The organism is Cobetia sp. QF-1, from assembly GCF_002213105.1.
Classification (GTDB): domain Bacteria; phylum Pseudomonadota; class Gammaproteobacteria; order Pseudomonadales; family Halomonadaceae; genus Cobetia; species Cobetia crustatorum.
In genome coordinates this window covers 43,089-63,917 of the sequence record NZ_NBVS01000003.1, presented here as the reverse complement: position 1 = coordinate 63,917, position 20,829 = coordinate 43,089, and the positions used below count along the sequence as shown (strand labels likewise).

Annotated in this window: 13 protein-coding genes; 8 read left to right on the top strand and 5 right to left on the bottom strand. The window is 58.6% G+C overall.

The annotated features are described in order from the left end of the window. Window positions 1-14: 14 nt before the first annotated feature. The 3 genes from CFN46_RS06770 to CFN46_RS06760 all read right to left on the bottom strand — a co-directional run bounded on the left by CFN46_RS06770 (window position 15) and on the right by CFN46_RS06760 (window position 5,679). Complete coding sequence (locus tag CFN46_RS06770; protein WP_088743092.1) at window positions 15-1,607, bottom strand: solute:sodium symporter family transporter; 1,593 nt, start codon at window positions 1,605-1,607, stop codon at window positions 15-17. Between the two features lie 438 nt (window positions 1,608-2,045). Then, window positions 2,046-3,641 carry a solute:sodium symporter family transporter gene (locus CFN46_RS06765; RefSeq protein ID WP_088743091.1) on the bottom strand — a complete coding sequence of 532 codons (1,596 nt, stop codon included), beginning with the start codon at window positions 3,639-3,641 and terminating at the stop codon, window positions 2,046-2,048. 355 nt (window positions 3,642-3,996) lie between these two features. Continuing rightward, the gene (locus CFN46_RS06760) at window positions 3,997-5,679 is read right to left on the bottom strand and encodes an alkaline phosphatase (RefSeq protein WP_369597141.1); all 1,683 of its coding nucleotides are present in this window, start codon (window positions 5,677-5,679) and stop codon (window positions 3,997-3,999) included. Window positions 5,680-5,927: 248 nt separating this feature from the next. Here CFN46_RS06760 and CFN46_RS06755 point away from each other — a divergent pair, with 248 nt between their 5' ends. The 4 genes from CFN46_RS06755 to CFN46_RS06740 all read left to right on the top strand — a co-directional run bounded on the left by CFN46_RS06755 (window position 5,928) and on the right by CFN46_RS06740 (window position 11,323). Next, on the top strand, window positions 5,928-6,551 hold the full coding sequence (locus CFN46_RS06755) for a DUF924 family protein (protein ID WP_339378982.1): 624 nt from the start codon (window positions 5,928-5,930) through the stop codon (window positions 6,549-6,551). Between the two features lie 97 nt (window positions 6,552-6,648). Continuing rightward, window positions 6,649-6,894 (top strand): GlsB/YeaQ/YmgE family stress response membrane protein, encoded by a 246-nt coding sequence (locus CFN46_RS06750; protein WP_088743089.1) that lies wholly within the window; start codon window positions 6,649-6,651, stop codon window positions 6,892-6,894. A 197-nt stretch (window positions 6,895-7,091) separates the two neighbouring features. Further along, window positions 7,092-9,338 (top strand): catalase HPII, encoded by a 2,247-nt coding sequence (gene katE, locus CFN46_RS06745; RefSeq protein ID WP_088743088.1) that lies wholly within the window; start codon window positions 7,092-7,094, stop codon window positions 9,336-9,338. Window positions 9,339-9,796: 458 nt separating this feature from the next. Continuing rightward, complete coding sequence (locus tag CFN46_RS06740; protein WP_088743087.1) at window positions 9,797-11,323, top strand: catalase; 1,527 nt, start codon at window positions 9,797-9,799, stop codon at window positions 11,321-11,323. A 195-nt stretch (window positions 11,324-11,518) separates the two neighbouring features. Here CFN46_RS06740 and CFN46_RS06735 read toward each other — a convergent pair whose 3' ends face one another. Beyond that, complete coding sequence (locus tag CFN46_RS06735; RefSeq protein WP_088743086.1) at window positions 11,519-13,612, bottom strand: S9 family peptidase; 2,094 nt, start codon at window positions 13,610-13,612, stop codon at window positions 11,519-11,521. Window positions 13,613-13,940: 328 nt separating this feature from the next. Between CFN46_RS06735 and CFN46_RS06730 the strand changes: the two genes are divergently transcribed. From CFN46_RS06730 to CFN46_RS06720, 3 genes are read left to right on the top strand one after another with little or no spacing between them, the layout of a single operon-like run. Beyond that, window positions 13,941-14,453, top strand: a complete 513-nt coding sequence (locus CFN46_RS06730) for a hypothetical protein (RefSeq protein WP_088743085.1) — start codon at window positions 13,941-13,943, stop codon at window positions 14,451-14,453. 45 nt (window positions 14,454-14,498) lie between these two features. Continuing rightward, on the top strand, window positions 14,499-16,565 hold the full coding sequence (locus CFN46_RS06725) for a vWA domain-containing protein (RefSeq protein WP_088743084.1): 2,067 nt from the start codon (window positions 14,499-14,501) through the stop codon (window positions 16,563-16,565). Then, complete coding sequence (locus CFN46_RS06720; RefSeq protein WP_088743083.1) at window positions 16,558-17,424, top strand: class II glutamine amidotransferase; 867 nt, start codon at window positions 16,558-16,560, stop codon at window positions 17,422-17,424. The genes CFN46_RS06725 and CFN46_RS06720 overlap by 8 nt, the downstream gene beginning before the upstream one ends. Before the next feature lie 123 nt (window positions 17,425-17,547). On the opposite strand, the gene cysK is transcribed toward CFN46_RS06720, so the two are convergent. Further along, window positions 17,548-18,513, bottom strand: a complete 966-nt coding sequence (cysK, locus tag CFN46_RS06715; protein WP_088743082.1) for a cysteine synthase A — start codon at window positions 18,511-18,513, stop codon at window positions 17,548-17,550. Between the two features lie 503 nt (window positions 18,514-19,016). On the opposite strand from cysK, the gene CFN46_RS06710 reads away from it, so the two are divergent. Beyond that, a complete protein-coding gene (locus CFN46_RS06710) occupies window positions 19,017-20,771 on the top strand; it encodes an AMP-binding protein (protein WP_088743229.1) in 1,755 nt (584 codons plus the stop codon). Window positions 20,772-20,829 lie beyond the last annotated feature (58 nt).

Below are 20,829 nucleotides of genomic sequence, written 5' to 3'. Positions count from 1 at the left end.
AGCGGGTCTCAGCGTTAGATAAAGGCCAGATAGATGGCGATCACCAGCACGACGAGGATCAACGCACAGGCCTTGGCACCTTTCCACGGTGTCATGTCGATGGCCCCCACATCCTGCTGAACCCACGGTTCATCACGCGGCGCCAGCTTGCCGATGATCAACATCATCGCGATCAGCAGTACAAACACCAGTCCGACGAAGTGGAATTCGTGAATATTCTCCAATACGCCCGAGAATGCCGGTACGAAGTAAACCACGCCAATCACGATGCAACCGATGAACAGCGCCAGATTGGCAGCAACCGTCGGCACGCGACGTGTCAGCAGGCCCATCAGGACGACGGCAAAGATCGGGATAAAGTAGATGGCGTTCATTTTCTGCAGGTAACCGAACAAGCTTTCCTGGCCAGCCAGCAGTGGCGCGAGGGTCATGGAGGCGATCGCCAGCACCCAGCCGAAGCCCTTGGAGATCTTGACCACTTCTGCGTCGGTGGCATTGGGGCGCAGGTGTGCCTTGTAGATGCCGGTCGAGAACAGTGTGGTAGTCGCGTTCAGTGCCGAGTTGAAGGACGACAGGATGGCACCGACCATGGCGGCCGCGAAGAAGCCGGTCAACGGCGCTGGCAGCACGTCAAATACCAATTGACCGTAAGCGCTATCGGCCTTGACGCCGGAAGAAGCGTACAGGTGGTAGGCGATGATGCCTGGAATCACTAGATACAATGGGCCTAGCAGTTTGAGGGCCCCGGTCAGCAAGACGCCTTTCTGGCCTTCGGCGAGTGTCTTGGCCGCGAAGGTGCGCTGGATGATCTGCTGGTTGGTACACCAGTAGAAGAAGTTGATGATCATCACGCCGGTAAACAGGGTCGAGAAGGGTACGGATTGGTCATCGCTACCCATGGAGTTGAATTTCTCCGGGTTGGCAGCGGTCAGGGTGTCCCAGCCGGCCATGACACCCTGGCCGTCGCTGACGGCATTCAGGCCGAAATAGACGATCAACATACCGCCGATCAGCAGACCCACACCGTTCAGGGTGTCGGAGATGGCGATCGAGCGCATGCCGCCGAATAGAGCGTAGATAGAACCGATGATGCCAACGACCCAGATGGTGATCCATAGCAGTGCATTGGGTGAGGTAATCCCCGTCAGAGTGGGGAGGTCGAGCATGCCCTTCAGGCCGATGGCGCCGGAATAGAGAATGATCGGCAGCAGAATCACGGCATAGGCGAACAGGAAGATCAGGTTGGTGATCAGTTCGGTGCTACGGCCATAACGCAAGGCGAGCAGTTCTGGCAGGGTGGTGATACCACTCTTCAGGAAGCGAGGCAGGAAGAACATCGCCATCACGACCATTGCGATGACGGCCATGACTTCCCACGCCATGACAGAAAGGCCATCGGTAAAGGCGGCACCGTTCAAGCCGACCATCTGCTCGGTAGAAAGGTTGGTCATCAGCAAGGAGCCCGCAATCAGCGGGAAGGTCAGGCTGCGCCCGGCTAGAAAGTAACCGGTGGAGTGCGAGGTATCATCGCGGTGCGTCCACCACCAGGTCAGAAGTGCGACCAGGCCAGTAAAGAACACGAATGATATGAGTGTCAGGGCATGCATGAGAGAGGGTTCCTTGATGCCAGGCTGTTACAACGCAATGCGTTGAAATCATCGCCAGCTAGGCAGTGTCTATGCAATGCACACAGCAGGCTGTGCCATCGTCCTTGAAGAGACTCACCGGTAACATTTACGGTAAGTCTGGCGATAGTGTAGGCATCTGCTGTGATCTCGCTATCCACCATTTGTAGATAATACGTTGGTTTCATACTGATATTTCCCGCGAGATCAGCGTTTGAAGCGCTCCTGCTGCGCTTTCTTATAAGACTTTTGGGGTGTGGTGGGTGACGAAGCTACGGATGTTTACGGAAAAACGCGCCTGCATCGCGGACTCAATAGTGGATAACCATCATGTGACTAACGACAGCGCCCCGCCATCGGTAAAGATGGCGGGGCGCTGAAGGTGGTGTTCATGTCGATGGAGTGGCTGTACTCGCTCCGTTAGCCAGCGAACGCCAGATAGATGGTCATGACCAGTATCAACAGAACGACACTGGCAACACGGGTGCCCGCCCAAGGTGTCATGTCGATGGCACCGACATCCTTTTGAATCCACGGCTCGGCGCGCGGTGCCAGCTTGCCGATCACCATCATCATCGCTATCAGCACGACCAGCACGATAGCGATGAAGTGGAAGTTGTGTACCGCTTCCACCATGTCGGCCAGAGATGGCACGAAGTAGAACAGGCCGATGATCAAACAGCCCAGCACCAACGCCAGATTGGCGGCGATCGCTGGTACGCGCTTGGAGATCAGGCCAACCACGATCACCGACAGCAGCGGGATGTAGTAGATGGAGTTCACTTTCTGCACATAGACGAACAGGCTCTCCTGGGTCGCCAGCAGGGGCGCGATGACCATCGCTGATGCTGCCATGATCCAACCGGCCCACTTGGATATCTTCACGACCTGTGCATCCGTGGCATCGCGATTGATGCGCGCCTTGTAGACATCGAGGCTGAACAGTGTGGCGGTAGAGTTGAGCGCCGAGTTGAAGGACGACAGGATAGCGCCGACCATCGCTGCGGCGAAGAAGCCGGTCAATGGTGCTGGCAGTACATCGAAGACCAAGCGGCCATAAGCGGCATCAGCCTTGATGTCATCACCTGAATACAGCTGGAAGGCGATGATGCCTGGCAGTACCAGATATAGCGGGCCGAGCAACTTGAGCGCGCCGGTCAGCAGCACGCCTTTCTGACCTTCGGCGAGCGTCTTGGCGGCAAAGGTGCGCTGAATGATCTGCTGGTTGGTGCACCAGTAGAACATGTTGAGCAGTAGTACCCCGGTGAAGAGGGTCGAGACAGGGACTGACTGGTCGTCGCTGCCCAGTGAGTTGAGTTTCTCCGGATGACTCTGCTGGATGATCTCCCAGCCAGCGGCGATACCGTTGCCATCACTGACGCGATCCAGCCCGAAGTAGACGATGATCATGCCGCCGATCAACAGCCCGATGCCGTTCAAGGTATCGGAGATGGCGATGGAGCGCAGACCGCCGAACAGGGCATAGATGGCGCCGGCAATGCCGACCACGATCACGGTGCCGGTCAGTAGCACCATCTGCGAGTCGATACCGGTCAGCGCGTGAAGATCAAGCACGCCCATCAGCCCCAAAGCGCCTGAATAAAGAATGCTGGGCAGCAGGATGATGGCATAGGCCAGCATGAAAATAAGATTGGCGAGTAGCTGGGTCGTGCGATCAAAGCGCAGTGCCAGCAGCTCCGGTAGGGTAGTAATGCCGCTCTTCAAGAAGCGTGGCAGGAAGAACATCGCCATCGCGACCAGTGATACGACGGCAACCACTTCCCAGGCCATCACCGAGAGGCCATCGGTGAAGGCGGCACCGTTGAGTCCGACCATCTGCTCGGTGGAGAGATTGGTCATCAGCAGGGAGCCCGCGATGATCGGGAAGGTCAGGCTGCGTCCGGCCAGAAAATAGCCGGTAGAGTGCTGGGTGTCGTCACGGCGGGTCAGCCACCAGGTGATCACGGCAACCAGCCCGGTGAAGAACACGAAGGAGCTCAGAGTGAGGGTGTTCATGGAATTATCCTTGTTGGCATGGGCGCAAAGGCCTGCATCTTCTCTAACCCGCCTCTCCCAGCGTTGGCGCACGCTATGTTGGAAGAACAGGTCAGGAAGCTTGCCAGTCAGTCTTCAGGATTCATGGCATTCTCACCATTGATAATTTGTCTGACATTTTTCGCTAATTGTCTGAATCGTGCAGACATAGCCCCTGACGATAGCGCTTGAAGATGAAGATAAGGCCTGTCGATCGTGCCAAGACACGAATGCCCCATGTCTCTACGAACCGCATTGGCGGTGAGAGGAGGCATGGGGCATTGCACAGCATTCAGACATTCGGTGTCAGGTCAGCTGACGGGAGTCGCGCTGATGATCAAGCCGTGACGTCTGTCGGTGTCAGTACTTTCTGATACAGCGACGCGCCGTGAATATCTTTCAGAGTCACGGTGAGCGCCTTGCTCTCAGGGTCGAGATCGACCTGACCGAAGAACTGGAAGCCTTCGCTGGGTGACATGTTGGCGCGGCCCTCTGGCGGTGCCTTCACGAATTCAAGCTTGGGGCCGAAGGTGTTGTCCAGCTCTCCCGGGCCGTAGGTGCCGGCATGAATCGGGCCGCTGACGAATTCCCAGAACGGTGTGAAGTCCTTGAACACCGCGCGCTCTGGCGAGTAGTGATGGGCGGCGGTGTAGTGCACGTCTGCGGTCAGCCATACTAGATTCTGGATGTCGTGATCACGCACGAATTTCAACAGTTCGGCGATATCCTGTTCACGCCCCAGCACCTCGCCATCGCCATTGGCGCCGTTCTCGAAGTTATCGCCATCACGTACCAGCAGGCCAATCGGCATGTCAGAGGCGATGATCTTCCAGGTGGCGGTGCTGGCTTTGAGTGACTGCTTGAGCCAGGCCAGCTGATCACGACCGAGGAAGTCGGTTTCCGGCCCGCGGCCCGACTGACGGTTGGCTGAATTGGCGCCACGGAAGCTACGCATGTCGAGCATGAACATCTCAAGCTCGGGGCCGAAACCGAAGTTGCGATAGATGCGCTCCGGTGCGCTGGGACCAGTGCGCAGTGGCATGTTCTCGAGAAAGGCGCGGCGCGCATTGGCAGACAGTACATCGACATTCTTCTCGGTGTAGCGGTCATCCTCGAGAATTTCGCCGGGGTACCAGTTGTTGGTGGTTTCGTGGTCATCCCATTGGGCAAACATCGGCACTTCGGCATTGAAGCGGCGCAGGTTGTCGTCCATCAGGTTGTAGGCGTACTGACCGCGGTATTCCTCGAGTGTCTCGGCGACCTTGGACTTGGCCGGCGTGACAATATTGCGCCACTCACTGCCGTCATGTTGGGTGACGCGTTCTTCCAGCGGGCCATCGGCATAGATGGTGTCGCCGGAGTGCAGGAAGAAGTCCGGTTTGGCCTGACGCATGGTCTCGTAGAGACGCAGGCCACCAAAATCGGGATTGATGCCCCAGCCTTGACCGACCGTATCGCCAGACCATACGAAGCGCAGCGCACGCGGTTTCTGAGCACTCGGCGGCAGGACCAAGCGGCCAGCGGTGGCCTCACTGATGGCCTTGTGATCGTCAAGCGCCGCGTAGCGGACCCGGTAGAACACTTCGCCGCTGGCATTGGCGCGCGTACCGATACGGGTCAGATCGAGCTTTGAGGTCAGGCCATCAGCAGGCAGAGCGACAGGCCCCTGCATCTGGAAGGCACCGCGCATCTCGGCGTTATCGGCCAGTTCGATCAGCATGCGTGCGGGCTTGTCGGTCTGGCTCCACAGCATCGCGCGGCTGGCGGTGACATCACCGCTCATCACTCCTGACGGCATCTTGGGGCGACGGCCTTCCGCCATCACGATGGACGGCGCGCCCAGCAGGCCTGTCGTAGCCATCAGTCCGAACCCCGCGCCTTGCAGGCCACGGCCCAGTAGTTTGCGGCGATCCATGCGCGAGGGCTCACCCGCAATAGCAGCCGAGGACGTGGAGGTTTCGGACGAGTGTGACGCATTGCGGCTGCGCGGTAGGAGTAAGTCAGACAGGCGGCGGGACATGTAAGCTTCCTTGTTTTCAACCAGACGTCAGGAGAGCAGCGGGCGGTGCTCTTGAGAGTCGCTACTGTCGCTGCTCAAGATGACGAGAAGGTGTCAGCGCCATGATGATGTGTAGTTGAAGTAGGCCGAGCGACACCAGCAGAGTGTCGTCTGTCGTTGCAGATAGCCCTGTGGGCTATCTTCTTTTCCATGCTGTTGATGATCCCGTGAGTGTTGATGAACGTGCTGATGAGCCTGCAGGAGGCTGCATGTCGAAATCCCGAGTTACCCCCACATCTGCCGTTTCAGTTGCAGCGTCGGCACAGAGCGTGCAGTTGATGGCGGAGTGTCACGAAGAAGCACGCGGCATATTGGAATTCTGGTTCGTCGAACTGGCGGCCAGAGATTGGTTTCGCAAGAGTGAAGCGTTGGATGCCACGATTCGCCAGCGCTTTGAGGAGTGTCTGCAGCGTGCGCTGGCATGTGAGTTATGGGAGTGGCGCGTGACACCCGGTGGGCGTCTGGCGGAGATCCTCGTGCTGGATCAGTTCTCGCGCAATATTCATCGTGATACGCCCGGCGCCTTTGAGGGAGATACGCTGGCCTTGGCGCTCTCTCAGCAGGCGGTAATCGAGGGGGATCTTGAGCAACTGCCGGTGGCCTGGCAGCCCTTCGTGATCATGCCGTGGATGCATAGCGAATCGGTGGCGATCCATGATCGGGCAGAAGCCTTGTTCGATCGGCCCGGGCTTGAAAAAACATTGCGCTTTGAGCGCCATCATGCGGACATCGTGCGTAGATTCGGCCGCTATCCGCATCGCAACGCCATTCTAGGGCGGACGTCCAGTGCTGAGGAGGTCGCCTTCCTGCGCCAACCGGGCTCCTCGTTTTGAAGAGTTGTGATGTTCCCCCTTTTAATCAGGGAACATCGTCTCCAAGACATGGTTAACGCTTTATTAGCACGTTTTTATCATCACAAGGAGTCACCTCATGGGTATCATTCTCGGTTTGATCATCGGTGGTCTGGCAGGCTGGATTGCCAGCAACATCATGCGCGGCGGCAGCTTCGGCATCCTCGGTAATATCGTTGTCGGTGTGGTCGGCGGTTTCCTCGGTAGCATCCTGTTCAAGCTGTTGGGGCTGGCGTCCACCGGCATCATCGGCTCACTGGTGGTCTCGGTCGTCGGGGCGGTGGTGTTGCTCTGGATCGTTTCCAAGGTCAAATCCAAGGCCTGAAATTCGTGAACTCGTTCACCGTGTAACAGATTCATGCCCACTGCCGACCTGACGGATGGACCACATCGACGCAGTGGGGTGAAGTCCCACCAGACGGCGCAGGGCTCAGGCCATGTCCCTGTCGTTTCGCCTGTTGGAAATTCCGTCGCCATCAGCGCGGCGGGTTGCAGATCTAGCGAAAACAGGAGTGTTTGAGCATGGCGAGCAATGAGCACGATTCAGCATCCTCTTCCCGGTCAAATGCCGACAGCGCCAAGTGCCCGTACCACGAGGGCCAGAACCGCTCGGCAGACGCGGAGAATCCCTATACCCATTCCAATCGCAACGGGCCACATGACACCCAGCCCAATGCCGGTGATGGCAAGGCCAAGGACGAGGCGCTGGAGACCTATCGCGCGGATGCCGAGGGGCATGACCTGCGTACCAATCAGGGATTGCGCATCGCGGACAACCACAACTCGCTGAAGGCGGGGGAACGCGGTCCGACCCTGATGGAGGACTTCATCTTTCGCGAGAAGATGAATCACTTCGATAACGAGCGTATCCCTGAACGTATCGTGCACGCGCGTGGCGCTGCCGCGCATGGGTATTTTCAGGCCTACGACAACGCTTCGCAGTATTCCAAGGCCGGCGTATTCCAGACCCCCACCAAGAAGACACCCGTCTTCGTGCGTTTTTCCACCGTGCAGGGCTCGCGCGGCTCCAACGACACCGTGCGCGATGTGCGTGGTTTCGCGACCAAATTCTATACCGATGAAGGCAACTGGGATCTGGTCGGCAACGACATTCCGGTCTTCTTCATTCAGGACGCGATGAAGTTCCCCGACTTCGTGCATGCTGTGAAGCCGGAGCCGCACAATGAGATTCCCCAGGGGCAGTCGGCGCACGATACCTTCTGGGACTTCGTCTCCTTGATGCCGGAAACCACGCATACTGTGCTGTGGACCATGTCGGACCGCGCCTTCCCGCGTCATTTTCGCAACATGGAAGGCTTTGGCGTGCATACCTTCCGGCTGATTGATCGTGAGGGCACTTCACGCTTCGTGAAGTTTCACTGGAAGCCGGTAGCGGGTACCTGCTCGCTGATCTGGGATGAAGCCCAGAAGCTGTGGGGGCGTGACCCGGACTTCAATCGTCGCATGATGTGGGACGACATCAAGAATGGCGCCGCGCTGGAATGGGAGCTGGGCATTCAGGTGGTGGAAGAGAAGGATGAGCACAGCTTCGATTTCGACATCCTCGATCCCACCAAACTGATTCCGGAGTCGCTGGTGCCGGTGGTCCCGATCGGCAAGATGGTGCTGGATCGCAATCCGGACAACTACTTCGCCGAGACCGAGCAGGTGGCCTTCAATCCGGCCAATATCGTGCCGGGTATCGACTTCTCCAATGACCCGCTGCTGCAGGGGCGTCTGTTCTCCTATCTGGATACCCAGATGCTGCGTCTTGGTGGACCGAACTTCCACGAGATCCCCATCAATCAGCCGGTGTGTCCGTTCCACAACAACCAGCGCGATGCACAGCATCGTCAGACCATCAACACTGGGCAGGCGTCCTACGAGCCGAACTCCATTGATGGTGGCTGGCCGTCGGAAACGCCGCCCTCTGATGATCCGCACGGTGGATTCGAGCCGCATCACGAGCGCGTCGAAGCGCACAAGGTGCGCGCGCGCAGCGCCTCCTTTGGGGATCACTACTCCCAGGCCACCCTGTTCTGGAACAGCCAGACCGAGGTGGAGAAGGAGCACATCATCGCGGCCTACACCTTCGAGCTCTCCAAGGTCGAACGCCCGTGGATCCGTGAGCGAGTGATCACTGAGATTCTGCCCAACATCGATCTGGAGCTGGCGCGTCGTGTCGGTGAGAACCACGGTATCGAGGCTCCCACCACCCAGCCGGCGCCGAAAGGGGAGCTGGGCACCAGCCAGGTCGAGAGCGACCCGGCGCTCAGCCTGATGGCGCGCATGCCCGACAGCATCGCGACCCGCAAGGTGGCGATTCTGGCAGCCGATGGCGTGACGATGGAAGATGTGCGCTCCATCCAGAAGCAGCTCAGCGATGAAGGCGCCGAAGGGCTGCTGATCGCGCCGAGCATGGCGCCGATCAAGGCCAGCGACGGCAGCATGCTGGCACCGGACGCGATGCTCAATGGTCTGCCGTCCGTGGCGGTGGATGGCGTGGTCGTGGCCGGTGGCGAGGGCAGCGTCAAGACGCTGGCCGCATCAGGGCTCGGCCTCTACTACGTGCAGGAGGCTTACAAGCACCTCAAGCCCATCGTGGCGATCGGTGAAGGCAAGGAATTGCTGGCCGCCGCGCGCGTACCGGTCGAGGAGGGGGTCATCCTGGTGGATGACGTCCTGGCGGCCAGCCTGCCACTGCGAGATGCCTTGCTGGCTCACCGTGTGTGGTCGCGTGATTCACGCGCCAATCAGATGCCAGCATGAGGCGCTAGCGCCCCACGAGGTATGATGTGACCCACCAAGCCCCTTGGTTCTTCGGAACCAGGGGGCTTTTTCTGGTCATGAAGGCGTCATCCTTCACCGCGACGATGTCACCAGCAAAGGTGTAAACAGGGTTGGCGATGCCAGGGTCGTGTTCCTCTCGGCGGAGTATAGTGCTGGCGTGCCCCCGCAAGTGGGGGGGGGGGGCGATAGGTCACGGTTATCAACGGCATGCTGGTAATTGATTATCTCTTCAGCCGTTGTCTACGTAAGGTAAGAGGGCATCAAGGGGGTTGGAACGCCAGCACATTGCCGGGCAGGCATCGCCCCCACACCCCATTTCGACGCTGGTCTGTCGGCCGTCACGGCAAGCAGCGCATGACATCATGACATCAGCAGTCTCTGGCCGCGGCCAAGCAAGCCTGATGGAGCATCTTTCTACCTGACAGGAGAACGTCCGCATGTCACAGACTCCCCGCTATACCACCGCTAATGGTGCGCCGGTTCCACATGACGACATCAGTCAGACAGCTGGCCCGAATGGCTCCCTGACGTTTGATAACTGGCGTATGTTCGAAAAGCTGGCTCACTTCAATCGTGAGCGTATTCCGGAGCGTGTCGTGCATGCTCGTGGTATCGCAGCTTTCGGTACCTTTACTTTGACGCGTGACCTGTCTGACCTGACCATTGCACGTTTCCTGCAGGGCGTCGGTAAGCAGACCCCGATGTTGGCACGTTTCTCTACCGTGGCCGGTGGCCAGGATAGTGGTGACAACACTCGTGATGTCCGTGGTTTTGCTCTCAAGTTCTACACCGAAGAGGGCAACTGGGACATGGTCGGCAACAACACGCCAGTGTTCTTCATTCGCGAGCCGTCCAAGTTCCCTGATTTCATCCATACCCAGAAGAAAGACCCGCACACCAACATGGTGAGCTGGCAGAATCGCTGGGAGTTCTGGGCCAACCATCCGCAGGCGTTGCATCAGGTCACCATCCTGATGTCAGATCGCGGTATTCCGAAGTCGTTGACCACCATGAACGGTTATAGCTCGCATACGCTGAGCCTGTGGAATGACAAGGGTGAGCGAGTCTGGGTCAAGTGGCACTTCAAGACTGATCAGGGTCACGAAACTCTGACCGATGCAGAAGCAAGCCAGGTGGCACCTGACTTCCACCAGAATGATATGCATACACGTCTTGATCGTGGTGAGCGTCCGAGCTGGACTGTCAACCTTCAGGTAATGACCGAAGAGCAGGCGCGTAGCTATCACATCAATCCGTTCGATCTGACCAAGGTCTGGCCGCATGGTGACTTCCCGCTGATCGAAGTCGGCAAGATGGAGTTGAACCGTAACCCGGAGAACTACTTCGCCGAGGTTGAGCAGTCCACCTTCTCGCCGTCCAACTTCGTGCCGGGTATCGGTGCCTCACCGGACCGCGTATTGCAGTCGCGTCTGTGGGCCTATGCCGATGCACACCGCTATCGTGTTGGCGTCAACGGCGAGCAGCTGCCGGTCAACCGTCCGGTCTGCCCGGTCAACAACTATCAGCGCGATGGTGCGATGGCAGGCATGTGTCCGGTCACCGGGCACGGTGGTGGCCCGCAGGGTGGCCAGGCAACGCAGGGCATGCCGGGAGAAACGAAGGAAGGCGGCCAGTATTCCCGCACCAACTTCTACCCCAACGAGCGTGCTGAACAAGGTGCACCGGTGCCGGGCGCCACGGCTGCCGAGCCGGCCATGCCGCTGGAGCAGGACGCTTGGGTTGGCTACTACGACAACAGCGATGAGGATAACTACAGCCAGGCGGGTAATCTTTACCGCATGTTTGATGAGGGTCAGAAGACGCGCATTACTGACGTCATCTCAGGCACCATGGTTGGCGTGAGCCACGTCGTGCAGGACAAGATGATCGCGCACCTTCGTCAGGCCGATGCCGACTACGGTGATCGTGTCGCGACCAAGCTGGCCAAGCTCGACCCGCGCTAAGTTCATCACGATGAACTCTTTGCGATGAGTGCCCGGTACTGAATCATCTGGAAAACGCTATTCGCAAGGAACTGTCCGTCAGCTCATTTATCTGACGGAAACATCAAGGCCCCGCCGGTTACCCGGCGGGGCCTTGTCGTATTTGCGATGCCAACCTGTTCTGAGGAGGTCTTGAATCAGCGTTGTAGTGCGAAATTAGCCGTCATCGCTTACACCCAGTGCCCATAGCAGGAAGGCATCCTGACGGGCATTGTCGCGCCAGGCTTTGAAGCGCCCCGAGGCCCCACCGTGCCCAGAGCTCATGTCAGTGCGCAATAGCACCGGGTGTGGCGTGCAGTCCATCTGGCGCAGGCGCGCATACAGCTTGGCCGGCTCCCAGTAGGGCACACGCGTATCGTGCCAGCTACCCTGCAGGAATAGCGGCGGATAAGGTGCTGCCGTCAGGTTGTCCAGCGGCGAGTAGGCGCGAATGCGGCGACGTGCCTCACTCTCGTGCGGATTGCCCCACTCGGTGTACTCGGCAGTGGTCAGCGGCAGTTCAGGGTTTTCCATGGTGCGCAGCACGTCGACAAAAGGTACGTCGAGCACCGCGGCACAGAAGGCATCTGGGCGCTTGTTGAGGCTAGCCCCGACGAGCAGACCACCGGCACTAGCACCGTAGGCTGCAATGCGATCGGCCGCACCGACACCCTGTTCAACCAGTGCATCACGCGCCGCGAGGAAATCGTGGAAACTGTTTTCCTTGTGCTCAAGCTTGCCCGCCAGGTACCAGGGTTCACCGCGATCACCGCCGCCGCGTACATGTGCGACCGCAAAGGCCACGCCACGTGTCAGCAATTCAAGGCGTCCAATCGAGAACCACGGGTCCAGCGTCTCGCCATAGGCACCATAGCCATACAGCAGTACCGGCAATGGCGCGAGCGGTCGCCCTTCTGTGTCACACAGATCACGACGCATCACGACCGAGACAGGCACCTGTTCGCCATCAGCGGAGGTGGCCCACAGACGACGGCTGATCAGCTCATCCGGTGCCAGGTCGCCATGCACGGTCTGGCGTTTGAGCAGATGACGAGTGCCGGTATCCAGATCGATCTCGATCCAGCTCGGCGGTGTCGTGAAGCTTTCCTCCCGGATACGCAGACGACGTGAGTCGAAGTGCGGGCAGTCGCCCAGCCCCTGGCTCAGCGGTTGCTCCGGCATCGCCAGGCGCTCGTCACGCGTGATGGCATCTGACCCTGATGCTGCTCCATCGAACTCGATGACACGCAACCAGGCTTGCGCCTGGCGATGATCACGCTCATCGACCATCAATCCCCAGCTGAAGGCATCGACCCCTTCCAGCGTCACCTCTTCGCGGGTGGGAATCAGTGGCTGCCAGTCGCCTGGTGCACTTTCCGGTGCCACATCGAGCTGGAAGTGCGGTGCGTTATGGTTATGCAGCACATAGAAGTGGCCGGGGCGGTGATCGACGCCGTATTCGACGCCGGTTTCGCGACCACGCACCAATGTCATCTCGCCCAGTGGTGTCGCTGCCGGTAATAGCCAAGACTCGCTGGTATCCTTGGAGGCTGTTTCCAACACTATATATTCGCGTGAGCGAGTCTTGCCCATACCGACCCAGAATTCGCTATCTTCCTCGCGATACAGCAGGGTCTCGTGACGGCTTTCGACGTTGAGACACCAGATCTCGAACGGACGCTGGGTGCTGTCATAGCGTGTGAAAAGTAGATGCTGACCATCCTCGGCCCAAGACAGATCCGGACCGATATTGTCCAGCAAGCACTCGTCTTTCTGTCCCTTTTGACGAGCGTCGCTGTCATTGGCATCCAGAATTCCGAGCATGAGGCTGAACACCTCGTCACCGCTGGTGTCCAGAGTCCACGCCAGTTGCTGTTCGTTCGGTGAGATGGACATGTCGCCTAGCTCAACGAAGTCGTGATGGCGCGACAGGGTTTGCATATCGAGCAGGCATTCATGACGCGTGGTATCAGCGGGATCGGCTGCTAGAGGATGGCGCCACCACACGGGATAATCGGCATCGTCTGCGGTCTTGCTCCAATAGACGTAATAGTCCAGTGCTTCCGGTAGGCTGGAGACGGCCAGTTCACGGCGTGCCAGATGGCCGGTATAGAGCGCATCGGCTAGCGGCATCAGCGGCGTGAACCAATTGTCGCTCTCGGCATTGGCTGCGGTGAGAAACGCCTCTACCTCAGGCGCGTCTCGTGTCTCAAGCCAGTGCCATTCTGGGTCATTGGCACGATAATGACGCTGGACAGGACTGTCGGACATGGCTACCTCGTGAAAGTCGGGGGCTCGAGTGTGTCGGGCGGGCATGGAGTGTAACATTGGGCGTGTCCCACAGCGTTCACAAGCCCTTGCCCAGTAGGAAAAGGGCGTTGGAATCGCGGGTCACGAACGTGCAGTGGCAGGGCATCATTCGCGGGACGTGTTTGTAGGAAATTGAAGTGTCGGCGGGAAGTACCGTCTGAAGGCATTGCTCGTCAGTTTTATCCGGCAGTTCTTTGTAGGAAATATTGATAGAACGTGTTGATGAAACATGTTGGTAGAGCGTGTTGATAGAAAGTTCTGATAGAAAGTTCTGACAGGAGTGAAGGGCATGTTGATTTCTGATTCCCTGCCGCAGATGTGGCTGATCTATTTCGGGCTGGCAGTGGTGGTGGTATTTACCGGATATATGGCGGTACGGATATTGCCGCGCTTCATGCGCTGGCTAGTGGTAGGTGGTGTCACTGGCATGATCGCGGTTCCTGCTGGCTTTCATGTGACTGCCACGGTACCTGCGGATAGCTATTCCGGCACCGCGCCGGCGATTGTGGCTTTTGCGATTAGTCTGATACAGAAGGATGGCGGTGGTGTGGCCTCATCTTTCGCCATGCTGGTGCTCGGTATCGGATTGGGCTTGGCGGCAGGTTTGGGTATCTGGTGGCTGGGACGTGGTCGTGAACAGCGCCGTCGTGAAGCGCAGCGACCGTCACGTCGTGCAGCACACGATGATGAAGGCCAAGAGGGTGCTGTTGATAATGGCCTGCGTGCCGAAAGCCGTGATGCGCCAGCGCGCACCGCCGCAGCACGCCGTACGGCGCGTGATCGTCAGGAACCTTCCCTCTGATCAGCGCTATCTGTGCATTGTCCGTGCGTGGACTAAGGATCTGTGATGCCTCGTGATGTGAACGTCCCGTTATCTTTCTCGCGTCTGTGGTTGCGATGCTTGAGCAAGACACTGCTAGCGCCATTGCTGACAGGTGCGTGGCTAACAGGTCCGTTGCTGGTGGGTATGCTGTTCAGCCCACTGGCACAGTCTGAAGAGACAGAAGTGACGGCATCTGCCACGCAACAGGAGTCCGCTCCTGATCTGCGCATGGCGATCGATGTGTCTGGCAGCATGAAGCACAACGATCCTGCCAATCTGCGCGCCAGTGCGTTGGATCTTCTCGTCACGCTGCTACCAGAACGTTCACGCGCGGGACTGTGGGGCTTCGGTGAGCAAGTACAACCCTTGCTGGCTCTGGGGCCGGTCAATAGCGATTGGAAGCAGGCGGCGCGCAGTCTTGAGGGCCGTCTTGACGATTACGAGCAGTACACCGATCTGGAAGCTGGTCTGCGTGCGGCTGCCGAAGGCGCTCAAACGCAAGTCGGTGGCGATACGCCACGCCAGATAATTCTGCTCTCCGATGGCATGGTGGATTTGCGTGAACCTGCTGGGCAGAAGGCAGCGCGCGATACTGAATCACGTCAGCGCATCATTGATCAGCTTGCCCCGGCGCTAGCCAGTCACAACATCACGGTGCACACCGTGGCACTGTCGCGTAACGCGGATATCGATTTGCTACAGCGAATTGCTGATGCCACTGGCGGCCTGGCCAGTGTTGCCGAAACTCCGGAAGACCTGCTGCGGACCTTCCTCGCTGCACTGGATCGCATCGTGCCCGGTGAGCAGGTACCGCTGGAGAACAAGCGCTTTGTCATTGATGGCAGCGTGGATGAATTCACTGCGCTGGTCTTCCATGGCCCAGCTGACAGTGCGCCAGTATTGATCGCGCCAGATGGACAGCGTTATCAATTGCCCTCATCAAAGGAGGCAAGTTCTCTGCCGGACGGTGTGCGCTGGGAGCATCAATCCCGCTATGACCTGATTACCGTGACCACGCCGCAGGCGGGTGAGTGGCGTATCGAGGGGCAGGTGGGTGCCGATAGCCGTATCACGGTGGTCTCGGATTTGGCGCTGGTCGCGCGTCCGCTGCCTGCCACGTTGTATCGCGGATTTGGCTATTCGCTGCAAGCGACACTGGCCAATGGCGCACGTGATGTCAGTGATGAGGAATTCCTGGCCACGCTCGACGGTAATGCACGGCTGGTGCCAGAACAGGACGCTGATGCGGAGGCGGCTAGCGGCGGTGGTTCGAAGGATGCCTCGCTGGAAGCGTCAATGGACGCGGTGACTACGGCGCAGCAGCGAGGTCTTGAGCGAGACGGCGCTGACTTCAATGTCGACATGCCAGCTCCCCGGCAGCTGGGCGGTGCGCGCCTGACGCTGACCGTGGCCGGTTATCGTGATAACGCGTCCTTTGCGCGCCAGCTCAGTCAGCGCACCAGTGTGGTGGACCCGCTGCTAGTCGAGCCGGTCGCAACGTCAGGTGCATCCGGCAGCTCTGGTCATCCGCCCAAGGCGCTGGAAGTCACTGCGCGTCATCCATTGCTCAATACCGCGAATACGCGCCTGGTGGCCACGCTGCGCGGCGAAAGGCTGGCGGTCAGTGAGCAAGGCGAGCGTCAATGGCGTATCGACCTGCCACCACTTGAGCGTGATGTCAGTGCCGACGTGCAGATCAGCGCTCGTGTCGAGTTGGAAGGTGAGGCGCGCTTCATTGATCTCGCTCCCTTCACCCTCAACGAGCGCGCGGCACGGCGTGCTGCCAATCTGGATCGCACACCGATCGAGGGCGAGGCCTTCGGTGAGGTTCAAGGGCTGGATCAGGCAGGTAATGAGAAGGAAGATCTCAATGCACTGCTGCTGAAGGGCCGTCTGCCGATTGATAAGGTGCCGGCGTTGATCAATCAGTGGTTCGAAGGTGCTTCGGGCTTTGCCCAGCGGGAGGCAGAATCACCGCAGAGTCGCATGATTGCCTACGCAGTGGCCGGTGTGATTGGTCTGCTTGCCCTTATCATGCTGGTGCGTCGCCTGACGCGTAAAACGCATCACCGGGAGGAACCCCATGTGTGAACTGCTCGGCATGAGTGCCAATGTGCCGACCGATATCTGCTTCAGTTTCGCGGGCTTTCTGCAGCGTGGTGGTGGCACGGGGCCGCATCGTGACGGCTGGGGCATCGCCTTCTATGAAGAGGGAGGGTATCGCGAGTTTCGTGATCCTCATCCGTCGGTCGACTCGCCTATCGCGCGCATGATCCTGGAGTACCCGATCAAGTCGCAGATGGTGATCAGCCATATCCGGCAAGCGAACGTGGGGCAGATCACTCTGGCCAACACTCACCCGTTCACGCGTGAGCTATGGGGGCGTCAGTGGTGCTATGCCCACAATGGGCAGCTGGCGGAGTGGCAGGCACTGCCGTTGCCGTACTACCGGCCAGTGGGCAGCACTGACAGCGAGCATGCCGCCTGTTTCTTGCTCGGCGAGATTCGTCGCGCCTTTACTGAACCGCCAGAACAGTGCGTCGAGCTGTGGCGACACCTACATGTGCAGTGTGAGCGGCTCCGCGGTATGGGCGTCTTCAACCTGCTGTTATCAGACGGCATTCATCTGTATGCCTACTGCTCGACGAAGTTGGCGCACATCACCCGCCGTGCGCCGTTTGGCAAGGCGAGCCTGACCGACTTCGAGATGAGCGTCGATTTCCAGCAGCACACTACCTGCAATGATGTGGTGTCAGTGATTGCGACAGACCCGCTAACAGATAATGAGCAGTGGGTGCGCCTGTTGCCGGGGCAGTTGGTGGTCTTCCGCGAAGGCGAGTTGGTGGCGAGTCTTGGCGGTGAACTGCCGATTGAAGAAGGCGAGGGGGCGGATAGGCAGGCGACGGCGCGTCTCAAGCCGGATTGGTTGGCCACCGATGTGAGTTGCTGAGTACGCTTCAGTGAGAAGACATTCTTTGATGTCTGGAAATCAGAAAGGGCCGCGAATGCGGCCCTTTCCATGTCTAACAACTATGCCTAACGACTGTTCGACCAAGTGCTGGAATGCGGCATATCAGTCTTCAACTTCATCGAACATGCCAGCAAACATCGGTGAGGAAAGGTAGCGCTCGCCGCTGTCCGGCAGGATGACGACGATGGATTTGTCAGCGTACGCCGGATCATCGGCCAGTCGCAGTGCCGCGATCATTGCCGCGCCACAAGAGATACCGCACATGATGCCTTCCTCTTTCATGATGCGGCGTGCCATGGCCATCGCCTCATCGCTGGCGACCGGCTCTACGCGATCGATCAGCGTCAGGTCCAGGTTGTCAGGGATGAAGTTGGCGCCAATGCCTTGAATCTTGTGCGGGGCAGGTGTGATGGACTCGCCCTTGAGACGCTGAGTGATGATGGCGGATTCTGCCGGTTCCACTGCTACCGCTTCAAGCGTCTGGCCGCGAATCGTCTTGAAGTAACGCGCGATGCCGCTGATGGTGCCGCCGGTGCCGACACCGGCCACCAGCACATCCATATCCCCATCCAGCGCGTCCCAGATCTCCGGGCCAGTGGTTTCTTCGTGGATGCGCGGATTGGCAGGGTTCGAGAACTGTTGCGGCAGGAAGTAACGCTCCGGTTCTGCTTTCTGTAGCTCGCAGGCTTTGTCGATGGCGCCCTGCATCCCGAGAGCCGGATCCGTCAGTACCAGATTGGCACCCAGTGCCTTGAGCACCTTGCGACGCTCCATGCTCATTGAAGACGGCATCGTCAGTGTCACCGGATAACCACGTGCAGCGCCGACAAAGGCCAGTGCAATGCCGGTGTTACCGGAGGTTGGCTCGACGATTTCCATACCCGGTTTGAGCGCGCCACGCTCTTCGGCATCCCACACCATGCTGGAACCGATACGGCATTTGACGGAAAACGCTGGATTACGTGCTTCCACCTTGGCGTAAAGGCGTGGGTGGCTGCTCAGGCGGTTGATCTTGACCAGTGGCGTGTTGCCGATGGCCAGTGAGTTGTCCTGATAGATCTGTGCCATGCGAGATTCCTCTACAGATGAGCGATGAACGAAAGCGCCGTCAGAATGAATATGCAGGAGGTGGAGCCCATCTCCTTCACTGGCGTTATCGCCTGATGAGCTTCAGAGTAAGGGTAAGCACGCTGCGACTCAAAGGCCTGGAGCGCATAACGACATGGCAGGGATGATAAATGGTGCAGGTAGAGGGAGAGGAAGGCGCGCACGTCGTTCGGCTTTCGCTGTGTGTACTCCTGCTCTGCTTTTCATCAGCCAGTCGTTAGCCATCGGACCAAGGTCGAATGCCTGCAATCCATTGATATGGTGAAGGATTCAGGAATGTGAACGATGGTTTCAATCGATCGTTTTACAATGCAAGGTGTGCTGGTTAAGGTAGCGTATAACAACGATGATACGCCTATCATTCGTGCCATCCATTTACATGCGGGCGTGACGGCCCGATAACAACAAAGGGTGTGAGCCCATCGATATTGCACCCGATGAACGTAGCCATGGAGCCCATTGCCATGCGTGATGCCAATTCTGCCGCTTCTGCGACAGCTGATAGCGCTGATAGTACGAGCGCTGATAGTACGAATACATGCGCACCAGACAGTGACAGTCTGATTCTATGCGGTGAGCCGCTGAACGGGCTTGAGGACTATCCCTCTATTCTCGAGGTCTTCGAGGCCAGCTGTGCCAACTATGCCGACCGTCCGGCGTTCAGTTGCATGGGCAAGACGCTGAGTTATGCTGATGTGGATCGTCTGTCGCGTAACTTCGCGGCCTGGCTCGAGCATGATACCGAGCTTGAGCCCGGCGACAGGATCGCCATCCAACTGCCAAATCTGCTGCAGTTTCCGGTGGCTGTCTTTGGCGCGCTGCGGGCGGGGCTGGTCGTGGTCAACACCAATCCGCTTTATACCGAACGCGAGATGCAGCACCAGTTTTATGATTCCGGTGCCCGCGCGATCGTGATTCTGGCCAATATGGCCGACAAGCTTGAGAAGGTACTCGACCGCACCTCGATTGAAGAAGTCATCATCACCGAGATCGGCGATCTGCATGATTTCCCCAAGCGCCCGCTGATCAATTTAGCGGTGCGCTATATCAAGAAGATGGTGCCGGCCTACACACTTCCCGCGGCACATGGTCTGCGCGATGTGCTCAAGCGCGGTGCAGGCCTTTCTCATACCCGTGTCAACCGTCAGCCGGACGACGTGGCGGCACTGCAGTACACCGGCGGCACCACGGGCGTGGCCAAGGGCACCATGCTGACGCATCGCAATCTTGTGGCGAACATGCTGCAGGCGCGTGGTGTGATCAGTGATGTGCTCAAGGAAGGTCAGGAAGTGCTGATTGCACCGCTGCCGGTCTATCACATCTATACCTTCACGGTGAATTGCCTCTATAGCATGGAGAGTGGCAACCACAGCGTACTGATCACCAATCCGCGTGATATTGATGGCTTCATCAAGACACTACGCACCACGCCGTTTACCGCCTTTGTCGGCCTCAATACGCTGTTCTCGGCACTGTGTCAGCGCGATGATTTCAAGGCGCTGGACTTCTCGAAGCTCAAGCTGACCATTTCTGGTGGCATGGCGCTGACTCGTACGGCCGCTGAGCGCTGGGAAGCCATCACTGGCTGTGCCATTGCCGAGGGGTATGGCATGACTGAGACCTCGCCCATCGTCAGCTTCAATCCACCGCGTGAACTGCAGCTCGGTACCATCGGCCGCCCCGTCCCGGGCACGGAACTCAAGGTGGTGGATGTTGATGGCGTGACATTGGGTCGTGATCAACCCGGAGAATTGTGCGTACGTGGTCCGCAGGTGATGAAGGGTTACTGGCAGCGTGACGACGCCACGCGTGAAGCGATGGATGATGAGAATTTCATTCGCACTGGTGATATCGCCGTCATTCAGTCGGACGGATTCGTGCGTATTGTCGATCGCAAGAAAGACATGATCATCGTCTCCGGCTTCAATGTGTATCCGAACGAGATCGAGGATGTGGTCAGTGGTCATCCTGATGTGGCGGAAGCGGCTGTCGTTGGGATATCCGATGAGCAGAGCGGTGAGGCAATCAAGCTGTTTGTCGTGTCGCGCAATCCCGACCTTGATCGCGATACCTTGCGCGCCTGGTGCAAGGAGCAGTTGGCTGGCTATAAGGTGCCGCGTTTCGTCGAATTTCGTGACGAGCTCCCCAAGAGCAATGTCGGCAAGGTGCTGCGCCGTGAGCTGCGTGATAGCGAGAACGTCACGACGCGCGAAGCCTGAGGATGGTGTCCCGCGAGGGGCACAGATGTCATGCCTGAGCCGCCCAAGGTTGGGCGCG